Origin of the sequence: Dactylosporangium aurantiacum (assembly GCF_000716715.1) — a bacterium.
GTDB lineage: Bacteria > Actinomycetota > Actinomycetes > Mycobacteriales > Micromonosporaceae > Dactylosporangium > Dactylosporangium aurantiacum.
The window spans coordinates 76,901-89,995 of record NZ_JNYJ01000011.1 but is presented as its reverse complement, the minus strand read 5'-3'; the positions used below and the strand labels follow the sequence as shown (position 1 = coordinate 89,995).

Genomic DNA, 13,095 nt, shown 5'->3' with positions numbered 1-13,095 from the left:
ACAGGGATGGGTGGATGGCCGAAGAGACGCTCTCACTCATACTTCCGAACGATCTGTCACACACTCCGGCGGCGTATGTCGTCGACTTCGGCCAGGTACAGCGCCTGGCCGGCGGAATCAGGTACCGGTTGGGGCACCACTCGTTCAGCGGGCCGGTGGCCCTGAAAACCGTGCAGGACGACGGTGCCGCGACTCCTCGGCTACGCCGTGAGCTGGAGGTTTCGCGTTTCCTCGGCACCCATGGCGGTGAATTGATCTCCAAATGCCTGGGGTACAACTTTGACGATTCCCCGGCCAGCAGCGTGGTCAGCCTCAGGGGCACCGCACTGGCCCGGCTCGCGCGGGATCATAATGCCTGGCCGTTGCCGCATGCGCAGCGCATGAAGATCATCACGGATCTGCTGCAGGCCCTCTCACTTCTTGAGCTGTCAGGCATCGTGCACGGGTCGATCGGTATGGACACGCTGCAGTGGGACGGCACGACGCTGCAGATCGTCGATTTCGGTCATGCCGCTCTTTGCGGTGAATATCCAGACGGAAGTCCCGCGCATCCTGGCGACGACATAGCGGCGGCCGGTCGGGTCATCTATTGCGTCTACACCGGTGAACCGCCACCGGATGATCCGGCAGCACTGCGCGCCGAGTTGGACGATGTCCAGGACACGGCACTGCGCGACCTGCTGCTGCGCCGGGACCCGGTGGCGGGGCTCGACATCGACTACGTGTTCGCCGCCGAGCCGGACCGGCGCCCGACCGCCCAGACGCTGCTGGACCGGTTGCAGCGGCGGCCGCACGGTGTCCAGCGGCCGCAGCTGGTCGCCAGGGACGAGGCGATCCGCGGGGACTTCCGCCGGCTACGGGACCGGCAGCGCAAGTTCCGGGTCGCGTACCGGCAATGGGCCGCGGAGCAGGAGGCCACGAGCCGCATCCCCGGGCAGCGCGCCGCCGGGCCCGGCACGCCGGCGGCGACGGTCGCCGCACCGTCCCCCGCGCCGCGCCCGGCGCCGGCCCGCCCGGCGCCGCCGCGGCCGGCCACCTCGGGCGGGTCCGGCAAGGTCTACGGCCGCCCGTCGACGGCGTCGACGCTGTCGAAGGCCAAGCTGCAGACACTGGCCGCGGCGGCGGTCCTGCTGGCCGTGGTGTTCCTCGTCGCCGTCACGTGCGTCGGGCTGCTGCGATGACGGGCCCACGCGTTCCGGCACCCCGGCGGCCACGCGCGGTGCACTGCCCGATCTGCGACCGGCGGATGGACTGGGACACGACCCCGCCGTACCGTATCGGCGACGACGGTGTGCCGGTGCCGCTGGAACGTGACCCGCGCGCGAGCGAGGCCACCTGGCGGGACCTGCTCGGCATGGCCTACCGGCCCTGCGGCGACCCGCAGCGGCCCGGCACCCATCTCCTGCCGTTCGACTACGCCGACTACACCCCGGTCAGCATCGGCATGATCGGGCATTCCGCGGCCGGCAAGACCCACCTGCTGGCCGCTATGATCTCGCGGCTGTGCTCCAACGACGCCGCCATCCGAGCGCTCGGCCTGCGGGTCGGCCCGCTCGACCTGCGCATCCACCAGCGCTACATGGCCGAGTCGGTCACCCCGCTGGTCACCCACCGGCGACGCCTGCGGGGCACCGCGGCCAACACGCCGATGGCGTTCTGTGACGCGCTCAAGGTCACCAACGCGGCCGGCCGGTCCTTCGCGCTGACGTTCTTCGACATCGCCGGCGAACGACTGGAGCGGCCCGACGACGGCGAGGTCCGCTTCTATGCCTCGGCGGACGCCCTGATGTTCATCGTCGACCCGGAGGCGCTGCCGCGTCCGGGCCGGGCGGGCACGCTCGGTGACCGGAGCTTCGAGGTCGCCCTGCACCGGCTCGCGTCCCGGCCCCGTCCCGACGTGCCCGGCGCGCTCCACCCGGTCGCGGCGGCCGTCATCGTCGCGAAGGCGGACCTGATCAGGTTCGAGGACCAGCTCGCCAGCGACTGGCTCGCCCGCGGCAGCGGTGAGGAGGAGGTCGACCTCGGCACCGTCGAACGGGAAAGTGAGGACGTCTATGCCTACCTCGCCCACCGTGGCGCGAATTCCTGGCTGCGCCCGGCGCAGGAGTGTTTCCGCAGCACCCTGCACTTCGCCTCGGCCACCAACTGTCCGGCCGTGGACGACCGGTTCCCGGGCGCCTTCCGGCAGTGCCGGGTGCTCAAACCGCTGCTGTCGGTGTTCGCGATGACCGGCATCCTCGAGGAGCGCCTGCTGCGGCCGGCCTCCGGCGTCGGGACACCCGGATGAGAGACGCGCCCATCCACCAGATCCGCTACGGCTGGTCAGAGTCGTCGCTGCTCGGGACCCGCGGCATGGGCCCGGTCGACGCGACGGTCCCCCTCGAGCGCCTCCCCGGCCTGGACGGCTTCCTGCGCGACCACGTGTGGGCGGCGGGCCCGGAGCCGGGGTACACGTACCTGTCGCACCCCGACGGCGGCGTCATGGTCCGCAAGTACACGACCCCGGCCGCCGACGGCCGTCCGAACTCCTTCGCCCACATCCTGCTGTGCCCGGCGCTGCGGGGACGGGAAGCGCTCGGGCTCACCGGTTGGGACGGCTGGGACGAGCCCGCGCTGCGGGTGCTGCACCTGTCCGATCTCGACGGCGTCATCCGCGCGCGGTTGCGGACCCTGCGCGCACACGCCCGCCAGCTGCCGGCCGACTGGCTCGCGGCGCTGTTCGCCCACTACCTGAGCGCACCGGCGGCGAGCTACACGATGATCGGCGAACCCGACCCGCTGTCGGTGGTCTGCGCGCTCGGTGACCTCGTCGGCCGGCCGACGACCTTCGCCACCGACGAGGCGGACGACGCGTCGGAGCGGCTGCCCGCCGCCGTGTTCCTGCGCCGCGCACCGTCCACGGCGAACGTCCCGACCCGGCGCCGGCTCAGCCCCGCCGGCGTCCCCGCGGACCGGTACGTGTTCGCGTTCACCACCGCCGTCGCCGACGCGTACGTCGCCGACGGCACCCGGGCCCTGGCCCGCGTGCGGCCCGCCCGGCCGCCGGTCTCCGTCGAGGAGGTCCACCGGTGGGCGCAGGGCGCACAGTTCGCACCCGGCGTCCTGGCCGACCTGACCCGGCTGCCCGGGTTGCGCGACGACCAGCTGCACCGCCTCACCGACCCGCGTGCCCTGCAACGCGTCGCCGACGCCGCCCAGGCGGCACCGGCCGAGGACCTGGCAGGCGCCATCGACGCGCGGCTGCCCCCGGCCGCGCTGACCGTGCTGGTGCGGCAGGCACTGGCCCGGCAGTTCCACGCCGTGCCGGACCCGGTGCTGCTGGAACGGCTGAGCGAGATCTCACCGCTGCCGGAGGATCTGGTGGCCGAGCACCTGCCGGTGCCGTTCGACCAGCTCGCCCGGCTGACCCGGACGCTGCTCGGGCCCGACGCGCGACGCCGGCTGCTGGAGGCGGCGGCAGCGGAGCTGCCCTTCGCGGAGCTCGTCCGCTGGACCGACGAGCAGGCCGCAGCCGACCCCGGCAGCGCCCTGGCGGTGTTCTCGGTCCTCTGCGTGCGGATCCGCACCGCGTCACCGGAGGAGGTCCGGGCACTGCTCGACCGGGGCATGCTGGCCTTCGCCGTGCGGCAGTTCGCCGACACCGCACACGGCCGCTCACTGCTGCTCGCGACGCTGCTCAGTGCCCTGCCGAAGGGCATGCTGACGGCCGGGACGGTCGACGCCCTGAGCGCCGGCGGTGACCCGGCGTTGCTGCACGCGCTGGACGGTGTCGTCACCGACCCGGCCGCCCGGGCGGTGATCCTGCGCCAGGTGCGGCTCGCCTTCTACGCCGGCCACCAGCTGCGCGAGCCGGGGGGCGCGGAGCCGGACGGTCCGTCAGAACCGAGAGCAACCTGGTGGCAGCGCTTCGTCATGGCCCTGCACCGCCGACGCACAGTCAACGACGGGAACCCGACGTGACCCGAACCCTGCTGCAGGTCTCCGCGGATCTCACCCAGCTCGCACCCGGCTCCTCCCCGGGCGAGCGGGCCGTCCGGCACCTGGCGACGCTGCTCAAACGTGCCGACTGCTCCGACCTGGTCGGCATGGACCTCGCGGCGGTCTACCCGCCACCGGTCGTGCTGCCCGAGCACACCGGCACGTTGCGGCACGTCGTCAGCGTCCTCGAACTGGCCCGCGACGTCCTCATCTTCGTCCCGGTCATCTACACCTGGTGGAAGCTCGCCCAGGCGCTGCAGGCCTACCGCCGCTACGACGGCACGGAGAACTTCCTGCTGGCGTGGCAGCAGGGCTTCGGCGAGCGGACCGACCCGCTGTCGGGCTCCGCGGTCGTCGTCGCCACCGTGGTGCTCGCGGTCATCCTGCTCACGGTCGCGGCGCACGTCGCCCGCGGCCGGTACGAGGCGGCCGTCCAGGACCGGCAGCAACGGCTCGCCGCGCTGCTCGCCGAGGCACGCATGCTGCTCGCCCGCTCGCTGCTCGCCGGCGCGCCCGACGTGTCCCGGGTCGACCTCGCGGCCATCGGCGCCAGCATCACCACCAGCGCCCAGGCGCTGCAGACCGCGCTGCGCAGGACCAGCGCCGACATCACCGCCGCGGTCAACACCAGCCCCGGCAGCAAGCTGCGCGAGATGTTCGAGCAGTGGACCGCGGCCGCGAACGAACTGCGCACCCTCGGCACCCGGCTGCAGAGCACCCAGGAGGTGGTCAAGGAGCTGCGCAGCACCCAGAAGGCGCTGTCCGGCATGGCGCAGAACATCGGCACGGAGACCAGCCGCCTGCTGGCCGCGCTGGAGACCGAGCGCACGCTGTCCAGGCAGGAGGCGCACACCCACCACAAGCTCGCGGCGGAGGTCGGCAAGTCGACCGAGCTGCTCGGCGAGTCGCTCAAGGGCCTCAACGAGCGGGCGGCGCAGTTCAACGAGCTCATCCTGCGGCTCGCCTTCATCGTCGAGCGCATCGACACCGAGGACATCGAGGTGTCCCCGACGGGCGGGCCGCACCTGTGAGGCGCCGAGCACGACCCAACCTGACGATGATGGCGGGCTGGCTGTTCGCCGACCTGTTCCTGCTGCTGCTGGTGACCGCGCTCGCCGTGCTGCCCGCGAAGGGCTCGACGGCACCGGAGCCGGGCCCGACCGCGTCGAGCTCCGCCGGCTCGTCGGCCCCGCCGTCCGCGCCGCCCCCCTCGCCGACCCGACCGGCCGGGCTGGACCCCGAGTTCCTGACGTTCACGATCCCGGTCTCCCCGGCCGCGCTGCGCGCCGGTGGCGGCGCGCTCGACCAGTTCGTCACCCTGGTCGAGGCCGAGATGCGACAGCGCGACCTACAGGCGCGCAAGGTCGGTTTCGTGCTCGTGTTCGCCACGGACACCGACCCGGACCGCGGCGTCACCACCGGCACGAAAGGGCTGGACCTGCTCCGCCAGCGCTCGGACGTCTTCAGATCCGCCGTCGGCTTCGGCTACTGGGGTGGCCAGGGCGATGACTTCGAGCTCAAGGTCTTCCTGCTGAACTGACGGCCGCTGCCGGTGGTTTACCGGCCGCTCCGGCGGGGACGCCATGCATGCATGGGCGAGATCAAGGTGGGCACCGCCTCGTGGACGCACCGGTCGCTGCTGGAGTCCGGCTGGTACCCGCCGGACGCGAACACCCCCGAACGCCGCCTCGCGTACTACGCCACCCGGTTCCCGATCGTGGAGGTCGACGCCACCTACTACGCGCTGCCGGCCGAACGCACCACGCTGCTGTGGGCGCAGCGGACCCCGCCGGGCTTCACGTTCAACGTCAAGGCGTTCGGCCTGCTCACCGGGCACCCGGTGCGGGCCGGCGCGCTGCCGAAGGACCTGCGCCCGGACGGCGGCAAGCCGCGGCTCTACCCCGCGGACCTGCCGCCGCACGTGCTCGACGAGGTGTGGAGCCGCTACCTCGCCGCCCTGGATCCGCTGGTACGGGCGGGCAAGCTCGGCGTGCTGCTCTTCCAGTTCCCGCCGTGGTTCACCGCCGGCGAGCGGGCCCGGCAGACCCTGCTCGCCGTGGCGGCGCGCTGCCGGCCGCTGCGGGTCGCCGTGGAGTTCCGGCACGTGTCGTGGTTCGCCGGCGACCGGCACCGCGAGACGCTGGACTTCCTGCGCGCGCACGACCTGCCGTACGTCGTCGTCGACATGCCGCAGGGCCACCGCTCGTCGGTCCCGCCGGTCGTCGAGGCCACGTCCGACCTCGCCGTGGTCCGCTTCCACGGCCGCAGCGACAACTGGACCAGCTCCGACATCGACGAGAAGTTCGCCTACCGGTACTCGGAGCGCGAACTGGCCGCCTGGGCGGGCGACGTGCGCACCCTGGCCACCCGCACCACCGAGACCCACGTGCTGTTCAACACCTGCTGCGCCGACAGCTCCCAGCGCGACGCGGCCCGGCTCGCCGAGCTCCTCGAAGCCCCCGAGCCGGGCCGGTGACGCCGTTCACGAACGCCGCATCGTCCCCCGTCACCCAGCCGGCGCCGGCAGGGACGAGCCGGTGGTCTGCGCCGGGACCGTCCGGCCGAGGTAGGAGGACCGGCGGCCGTTCGCGGTGCTGTCGCGGTGCGGCGGGGTGCGCGGTCCCAGGTTCTCCTGGTACGTGTCGAACCGCCGCGACCGGCGCCGCAGCTCCCGGGCGATCCAGTCCTTGCCCTCGGCGGCGACGGCCTCGAGGATGTGCAGCGCGGCGGTGATGCCTGCGGAGTCCAGGGCCAGGTCGAGCAGGGTCCGTGGATCCTCCCGGACCCGGTCCACGAGACCTTCGTCGAAGTTCTCGACATGGACGTTGAACAGGTCGTTGTTCACCAACGCCAGCCGGAAGGAGCGGGCGAACACCAGCTCGCCCCGGTTGAGGTCGGCGTTTCGCCGCAGGTCGGCGGCGTCGCCGGCGTCCAGCGCTGAGGTCCTGGCCGAGGGGCGGAGGTTGTCGATGCGCACGCTGCGCTGCGTGACCCCGGCGGACGCGATCGCGTCGTACCTGAAGGTGAACCGGTTCTCGTTGCTCACGGTCCCGGTGGCGAAGTCGACGAGCACACTGAACTGGCGCACGCCACTGCCGGTGAGCAGGAAGACCAGGACCCGATAGGTGGAGTACCTCGGCGGGCCGTGCACGACCCGGGAACGCCGCGGGTTCCACCCACCCGGCTCGCACAGCACGGTGTGTGCGAACACCTCACGGTTGCTCAGCCGGTAGTGCCGCATCGCCAGCATCCGCACGTGCGCCTTGTCCCGGTCCAGCCACTGCGCCATCTCGCTGTCGCTGGGGCGGTCGGCGAGGACCACCCGCATGCGGTCGTAGGCGGCCGTCTGCTCGTCGAACCGCTCGGCCGCCTCGGCCACGTCGTCGGCGTGGCGGCGGTACTCGAGGTAGACCGCCGTGCCGCCGACGGCCAGCGGGATGCAGCCGACCAGCAGCGCCGGGACAGCCCAGAGCGTCACGGTCCAGCTGACCGGGAACGCGATGACGTACGCGCCGCCCAGGCCGGCGAGCGCCGCGAGCACCCCGAGTGCGATGGCCGCGGACGCGAGCGGCGGCGCGTCGGCGCTGGGCTTCTGGTCGGCGGGGGCGCCGTTGTACCACTGCCGGACGAACTCCCGGGTGTGCCAGCGCACCAGCCACTTCGCCGGGTCCAGCTCGCCACCGTCCTCGTAGACGTCGATGATCTCGCGGCACAACGCGTGCTTCACGGGTGCCGACTCGGCGTCCCAGCGCTTGGCCGCGGGCTGGTCCAGCCGCGGCCGGTAGTAGCGGAACTCCGCGTTGACCAGCTTCTTCACCTCGGCGGAGAACGAACGCTCGTCCGGTCCGCTGATCCAGGACTCGTCCGGCAGCGGCTGACGCGCCGCCAGTCTGGCCTCGAGCCGGCGCTGCCGGGCCAGCTGCTCCCATCGTTGCCGTAGCGCGACGAGGACACCGATACCGCCGACCACCGGCAGCATCACGACCGCCGGCCGCCCGCTGCGGACCAGCACCGGCAGGAGCAGCGCGAATGCGGTGGCGACCAACACGCCGCCGACGACGACCGCTGTCCAGGCGGCCGGGGAGACCTTGGCCGGTGGCGGCTGCCGGCGCAACGGTGGCACCGGGTCGGGTTCGAAGAACTTCCAGGCTCGGTACTTGCGCTGACCGTCCAGCCGCTGGACGCCGAGCTCCCGGGCGTATCGGGCGTCGAGGTGGTCCTGCATGCCACCGTCGAGGATCATTTCCAGGTGGCGGCTGATCTCCTCCCGCCGCGACGCCGGCAGGCGGTCGAAGTCGGCCATCACCTCGGCGAACTGGTCAGGATCGGCCTCGCCCTTGCTGTCCTGCTCCGCGAGGCAGTGCATGAGGCGGGAGACGACCGCGAGTGCGCGCCTCCACTGCTCGGGGGACGCCGCGTCCGCGTACCGGAACGCCATGCCCAGATGTCCGAAGTCCTTCTGGTCCAGGTGGTCGAACGACCGGCCGCTGAGGACGGCGAGCGCCCAGAAGTACGCCACCTCGGCGCTTTCGTGGCCGTGCACGAAGGCCTCACCGATCAGCTGCTCCGCCCGCTGCTGCGCGTTGCCCTTCAGGTAGTTGCAGCCGACCCGGAACTTCTCGGCCAGGGTGTCCCCGGCGATCTGGTACAGGTTGTGCACGTCGCCGTGCATCACCCCGACCTGCACGGCGACCTGGGTCTCGCCCTGCGCGACATTGTTGTAGACGGTCTGGCCGCCGGGCTGGGCGGGCGCCGCGGGGGCCCGGTCCGGACTCATCGCCCACCTCCTTGCGTCACTGACACGGTGGGCCGCGCGGTGGCCCCGTCCGGGTGCCGGCCCGTCATGACATGCCCTTCACCACGGCGACGACGGCGGCCACCTTCGCCGCGAGATCGGCGAGGTCACCGACCAGACCGCCGAGCCTTCTGAGCGCCATCAGCAGCGGCGCCCTGCGCTGCGGCGCCGGCGCGTCGGCCGCCTCCGTGGCGACGTCGAGCTCCGCCCGGGCGGCGGCGTACGTGTCCTCGTCCAGCCGTCCGTGCTCCCGCGCCCGCTCGACGGCGGCACGCAGATCCGCGAGCTGGACGGACAGCTCGATCGCACCGGCGGCCGCCGGTGACGCGTGCACGTCGCCCTCGACCACGCCGACCTGCATGCCGACCCGCGCGTTGTCCTTGGCGGTGTTGTTGAACGTGGGACCCATTCCTGCACTCCTCCGGTTCGCTTCGACGCTGACCCGCTGATCGGCACGACGTTCCGCGGACAGTTGCTCGGCGAGCGCCACGGCGAACGCGGCGGCGTTCGCGACCGCGCGGGGCTGCCAGTTCACCCCGTCCGTCGCCGTCTTCGTCCCATCGGCCATGTCGCTGATGCCCCGCACCACGACCACCGGCAGCGACCTGTTGAGGTGGCCGGCCTGCGCGACGCCCGCCGCCTCCATCTCGATGGCCAGGGCGTCGTTGTAGTGCTGCCTGACCCAGACGGCGTGTGCGGCGACCGCCGAGTCCTGGACCACCTCACCCGCGGCGATCGGTCCGAAGTGGACGGGCGGCACGGGGACGGTCGGCGGCAGACGGCGCGCCCAGCCGCCGTCCCTGGCGAGGTGCCGGGCGATCTGGTCGGGCTCGTGCGGCACCTCCCAGACCCTCGGGCGCGCCTTGAGCCCGTCGTCCTCGCTCGTGCCCCCGTGGTACGCGTAGACATGCGTCGCGACGACGACGTCGCCCAGGGCGATGCCCGGCCACAGCGATCCGGCGACGCCGACGAAGAGCACCGCCTGCGGATCGAACTCCGCCATCGCCCGCTCCGCCAGCACCGCCGCGGGGTTGTTGCCCTTGCCCACCAGCGCGAGCGCGATCCTGCACCGGCCACCCGCCAGCGTGCCGACCTCGAACCGGGTGCCGGCCCGGTGCCGGTGCACGTGCGTGCGGACGAGCTGGTCCCGGATCGCCTGGTACTCGAGGTTCAGCGCGGTGAGCACCACGACCGGACTACCGTCCATCGTCGGCTCCCTCCTCGGTCACCAGGGCGGCCGGGCGGAGCATCGGCGGATGCAGCGTCCTGCCCGGTCCGGCCCGGAAGAGCCGGGCGGGCCGTCCGTGCTCCGTCCTGCGCAGCGGTCCGGCCGCGATGATGAAGTCCTGCACCTGCTGCACCTTTCGGTAGAAGTTGCGGGGATCGAGCCGGATCCCCCATACGGCCTCGTACACCTGCTGTAAATCGGAGATGGTGAACGTCTCGCCGCAGAACGCGGTCGCCAGCGACGAGCGCTCCAGCTTGGCCCGGGCCCGTTCGACGCCGTCCTCGACGATCCGTCGGTGGTCGAAGGCGAGTTTCACGTGGCCGGTGAGGACGTCGTCGACCGGCGTCCAGCACGCGCCGGCCGCGTCGGTGCCGGCCACCGGCTCCGGCAGTCGCGGTGCGATGGCGAGGTAGGCCACGGAGACCACCCGGTCCCGGGGGTCGCGACCCGGATCGTCATAGACGCCGGACCGCTCCAGGTGCAGCGACGCGGCGTCGAGCCCGGCCTCCTCAGCCAGCTCACGATGCGCCGCCTCCGCGATGGTCTCCTCCGCGTCCCTGAGGAAGCCCCCGGGGAGCGCCATCTCGCCGCGGTGCGGCTCGACCCCGCGCCGCACCAGCAGTACGTGAAGGTGGGGCCCGCGAAGGGTCAGGATCACCAGATCGACGGTGAGGAGCACTCTCGGCGCATGCCAGTCATCGACTTCCATGCATGCACCGTAGCTATTGTCACTCTGACAGTAAATGGAGTTTCGTCAGTCGTGCAAGCGGACTATCAGGCTATTGCGCGCGTACCATCCGAATGCCCACACACCAGTTCGAACCGGTCGCGGCCCTCCGTTACCGGTCGCCGGGTTCAGGAGCCCCAGATCGCCGCCGCCCATTCCGGGTGGTCGATGAACGGGTTGCGGTTGTGCTGCCAGGCGGCGTAGATCCGCTCGTTGCGGCGGCGTTCGAAGGCGTCCGGCGGGTCCTGCCGGTGCCACTGCAGCAGCACCGACAGCCGGCCGATGCGCGGGGCGGTGCCGTTGCCGACCAGGTCGTTGAGCTCCAGGTCGGGCCAGCCGTCGTCGCCCTCGTAGCGGATCGCCATGTACATGAGCATGCGGGCGACATCGCCCTTGACGGCGGCGCGCGGCTCGAAGGAGTCGCTGTCGGTGAGGCAGCCGGGGGCCTCGCCGACCGCGGACCCGCCGGTGTCGAAGTCCTTGTTGCCGCGCACGGCGTTGACCGACACGTCCTCGGGGCGCAGGTGGTGCACGTCGGTGCCGGGGCCGGTCGCGGTGCCGAAGTCGCCGTGGGACTTGGCCCACACGTGTTCGCGGTTCCAGTCGTCGGCGCCGCCGCCGTTGGTGGACTTGCTCTGCGACCGCCCCGAGTACAGCAGGATCACGTTGGCGCTGTTGCCCGGGTCCTGGTCGGTGTCCTTGAGGGCGTCCCACACCTGGTCGTACGAGATGGTGGTCTGCACCTTGATGATGCCGTGCAGCGCCGCGCGCAGCGCCGGGCCGGTCTTGCCGGCCGCCGCGGCGTAGTAGGGCTCGACCGGCCCGGACGCGGTCGGCGTCACCGTCGGCGTCGGCGTCGCGCCGGCGAGGCTCATCGCGGTCGGCGACTTCAGCCCGGCATGGGAGAAGTACGCCGTCAGCTGCCCCGCCACGACCAGCCGGCGACCCATCAGCGACGGGTTCGACTGCAGCCCGAACGAGGCCCGGTACGCGGCGGTGATCTGCACGTACAGCATCCGCGTGGCGCCGGTCTCGCCCGCGGTGTCGGCGAGCGCGAGCGCGGTGTCGCCGGTGAAGCCGGACCGCAGCACGGTGCTGGTCGCGGTCGGCTGCCCGACGACGTAGCCGACCACCGACGCGGACCGCCCGTCCTGCGCCGCGACCGCCTGCGCCACCGACAGGTCCGCCGCCACCGCCGCCGTCGAGGCCGCCACGACCACGGCGCCGGCCGCGGCCAGGGTCAGCGCCACGGCCACCGCGATCCGCCGGGTTCCGCTCATGGTCGCCCCACCTCCGCACACATCCGCTGCGGTCAATATCCATCATGACCTCGGCCCGCTGACCCATACCAGCCGCATCATCCCGGCCGGACGATGCCCCGCGTCGCCACCGTCACAGCGCGCGGGACGGCCGGTATTGGCCGCTCTTGTTAGGGTTTTCGGCGGGCGTACGAGAGGCGGTGGGCATGGCGGACGAATACGCGCAGCGGATCGACGACGCGAAGCGGCAGCTCGCCGAGGTGCGCGCGGTCGCCGGGCGCCGGGACGCCACCGCACCGGCGGTCGGCACGGGGCGGGAGGCGACCGGACACGCCGGGGACGGCGCGGTCGAGGTCGTCGCCGACGGCGGGCGGCTGCGCAGCGTCACCCTGGCGCCGCAGGTCATGCGCCGCACCGGCGAGGAGGTCGGCGCGCTGCTCACCGAGGCGGCCAACCAGGCGCTGCGGCGGTCGCGGGTCCCGGTGCCGACCGGCGCCGAGGCCGGCGTGCCGTCCCTCGCGGCGCTGGAGGCGAGCGTCGAGCAGGTCCGCGACCAGGGCGAGCGCGCCATGTACGAGATCCAGACCGCCCTCGACCGGACCATCGCCAAGGTCGGCGACCGCACCGGCCTCGGCGGCGACACCGGCGGGCAGGGCCTGGACCAGCTCCTCGCCGCCCTCGCCGGCACCCTGCGCGCCGCCCGGGCCACCGGCGCGGCGGGCACCGGCGCGGCGGGCACCAGCGACGCGGGCACCGGCGCGGCAGGTCCCGGCGACACGGGCAGCGGCGACGCGGACGCCCGCACGGCGCGCGGCGCGGACGACGAGGGGCACGTCTCGGCCCTGGTGGACGCCGGCGGCACGGTCACCGGGCTCACGTTCGGGCCGTGGGCGATGCGGCTGCCGTCGGTCGAGCTGGCCGCGCACACCGTCACCGCGGTCAACGCCGCCCTCGCCGGCGCCGAGGCGGACGGGGCGGCGCGGGCCGCCGCGGACCTGGCCGACCTGCGCCGCCGGGTCGAGGACGTGCGCCAGGCCAGCGTGACCCAGATGACGCAGCTCACCGCGGCGCTGACGGGCATCATGTCGAGGATCAGGGAGCCGTGAGC

11 protein-coding genes are annotated in these 13,095 nt (G+C 72.8%); 7 read left to right on the top strand and 4 right to left on the bottom strand.

Going from position 1 to position 13,095, the window contains the following annotated elements:
• Nucleotides 1–14: 14 nt before the first annotated feature.
• From OP18_RS57145 to OP18_RS14940, 6 genes are all read left to right on the top strand, one after another.
• The gene (locus OP18_RS57145) at nucleotides 15–1,181 is read left to right on the top strand and encodes a serine/threonine protein kinase (protein WP_156089531.1); all 1,167 of its coding nucleotides are present in this window, start codon (nucleotides 15–17) and stop codon (nucleotides 1,179–1,181) included.
• 65 nt (nucleotides 1,182–1,246) lie between these two features.
• A complete protein-coding gene (locus tag OP18_RS14960; RefSeq protein WP_033359483.1) occupies nucleotides 1,247–2,287 on the top strand; it encodes a TRAFAC clade GTPase domain-containing protein in 1,041 nt (346 codons plus the stop codon).
• Entirely contained in the window at nucleotides 2,284–3,960 is a 1,677-nt protein-coding gene (locus tag OP18_RS14955; RefSeq protein ID WP_033359482.1) for a hypothetical protein, read from the top strand. Before OP18_RS14960 ends, OP18_RS14955 begins: the two co-directional genes overlap by 4 nt.
• Nucleotides 3,957–5,009: a hypothetical protein gene (locus OP18_RS14950; protein WP_033359481.1), complete on the top strand. Its 1,053-nt coding sequence runs from the start codon at nucleotides 3,957–3,959 to the stop codon at nucleotides 5,007–5,009. The genes OP18_RS14955 and OP18_RS14950 overlap by 4 nt, the downstream gene beginning before the upstream one ends.
• Before the next feature lie 29 nt (nucleotides 5,010–5,038).
• On the top strand, nucleotides 5,039–5,518 hold the full coding sequence (locus OP18_RS52505) for a hypothetical protein (protein WP_156089530.1): 480 nt from the start codon (nucleotides 5,039–5,041) through the stop codon (nucleotides 5,516–5,518).
• A 51-nt stretch (nucleotides 5,519–5,569) separates the two neighbouring features.
• Nucleotides 5,570–6,454 (top strand): DUF72 domain-containing protein, encoded by an 885-nt coding sequence (locus OP18_RS14940; RefSeq protein WP_033359480.1) that lies wholly within the window; start codon nucleotides 5,570–5,572, stop codon nucleotides 6,452–6,454.
• A gap of 30 nt (nucleotides 6,455–6,484) precedes the next feature.
• On the opposite strand, the gene OP18_RS14935 is transcribed toward OP18_RS14940, so the two are convergent.
• From OP18_RS14935 to OP18_RS14920, 4 genes are all read right to left on the bottom strand, one after another.
• Complete coding sequence (locus tag OP18_RS14935; protein ID WP_033359479.1) at nucleotides 6,485–8,755, bottom strand: serine/threonine-protein kinase; 2,271 nt, start codon at nucleotides 8,753–8,755, stop codon at nucleotides 6,485–6,487.
• Between the two features lie 64 nt (nucleotides 8,756–8,819).
• Nucleotides 8,820–9,980 (bottom strand): 5'-methylthioadenosine/S-adenosylhomocysteine nucleosidase family protein, encoded by a 1,161-nt coding sequence (locus OP18_RS14930; protein WP_033359478.1) that lies wholly within the window; start codon nucleotides 9,978–9,980, stop codon nucleotides 8,820–8,822.
• The gene (locus tag OP18_RS14925; RefSeq protein ID WP_033359477.1) at nucleotides 9,970–10,710 is read right to left on the bottom strand and encodes an NUDIX hydrolase; all 741 of its coding nucleotides are present in this window, start codon (nucleotides 10,708–10,710) and stop codon (nucleotides 9,970–9,972) included. The genes OP18_RS14930 and OP18_RS14925 overlap by 11 nt, the downstream gene beginning before the upstream one ends.
• A gap of 146 nt (nucleotides 10,711–10,856) precedes the next feature.
• A complete protein-coding gene (locus tag OP18_RS14920; protein ID WP_033359476.1) occupies nucleotides 10,857–12,008 on the bottom strand; it encodes an endonuclease in 1,152 nt (383 codons plus the stop codon).
• Between the two features lie 185 nt (nucleotides 12,009–12,193).
• On the opposite strand from OP18_RS14920, the gene OP18_RS14915 reads away from it, so the two are divergent.
• The gene (locus OP18_RS14915) at nucleotides 12,194–13,093 is read left to right on the top strand and encodes a YbaB/EbfC family nucleoid-associated protein (protein WP_033359475.1); all 900 of its coding nucleotides are present in this window, start codon (nucleotides 12,194–12,196) and stop codon (nucleotides 13,091–13,093) included.
• The last annotated feature ends 2 nt before the right edge of the window (nucleotides 13,094–13,095 follow it).

Excerpts from the sequence above, each read along its gene's own strand:
- OP18_RS57145 (WP_156089531.1), top strand. The coding sequence starts at position 15 with ATGGCCGAAGAGACGCTCTCACTCATACTTCCGAACGATCTGTCACAC.
- OP18_RS14930 (WP_033359478.1), bottom strand. The coding sequence starts at position 9,980 with ATGGACGGTAGTCCGGTCGTGGTGCTCACCGCGCTGAACCTCGAGTAC.
- OP18_RS14925 (WP_033359477.1), bottom strand. The coding sequence starts at position 10,710 with ATGGAAGTCGATGACTGGCATGCGCCGAGAGTGCTCCTCACCGTCGAT.
- OP18_RS14940 (WP_033359480.1), top strand. The coding sequence starts at position 5,570 with ATGGGCGAGATCAAGGTGGGCACCGCCTCGTGGACGCACCGGTCGCTG.
- OP18_RS14955 (WP_033359482.1), top strand. The coding sequence starts at position 2,284 with ATGAGAGACGCGCCCATCCACCAGATCCGCTACGGCTGGTCAGAGTCG.
- OP18_RS52505 (WP_156089530.1), top strand. The coding sequence starts at position 5,039 with ATGGCGGGCTGGCTGTTCGCCGACCTGTTCCTGCTGCTGCTGGTGACC.
- OP18_RS14915 (WP_033359475.1), top strand. The coding sequence starts at position 12,194 with ATGGCGGACGAATACGCGCAGCGGATCGACGACGCGAAGCGGCAGCTC.
- OP18_RS14935 (WP_033359479.1), bottom strand. The coding sequence starts at position 8,755 with ATGAGTCCGGACCGGGCCCCCGCGGCGCCCGCCCAGCCCGGCGGCCAG.
- OP18_RS14920 (WP_033359476.1), bottom strand. The coding sequence starts at position 12,008 with ATGAGCGGAACCCGGCGGATCGCGGTGGCCGTGGCGCTGACCCTGGCC.
- OP18_RS14960 (WP_033359483.1), top strand. The coding sequence starts at position 1,247 with ATGGACTGGGACACGACCCCGCCGTACCGTATCGGCGACGACGGTGTG.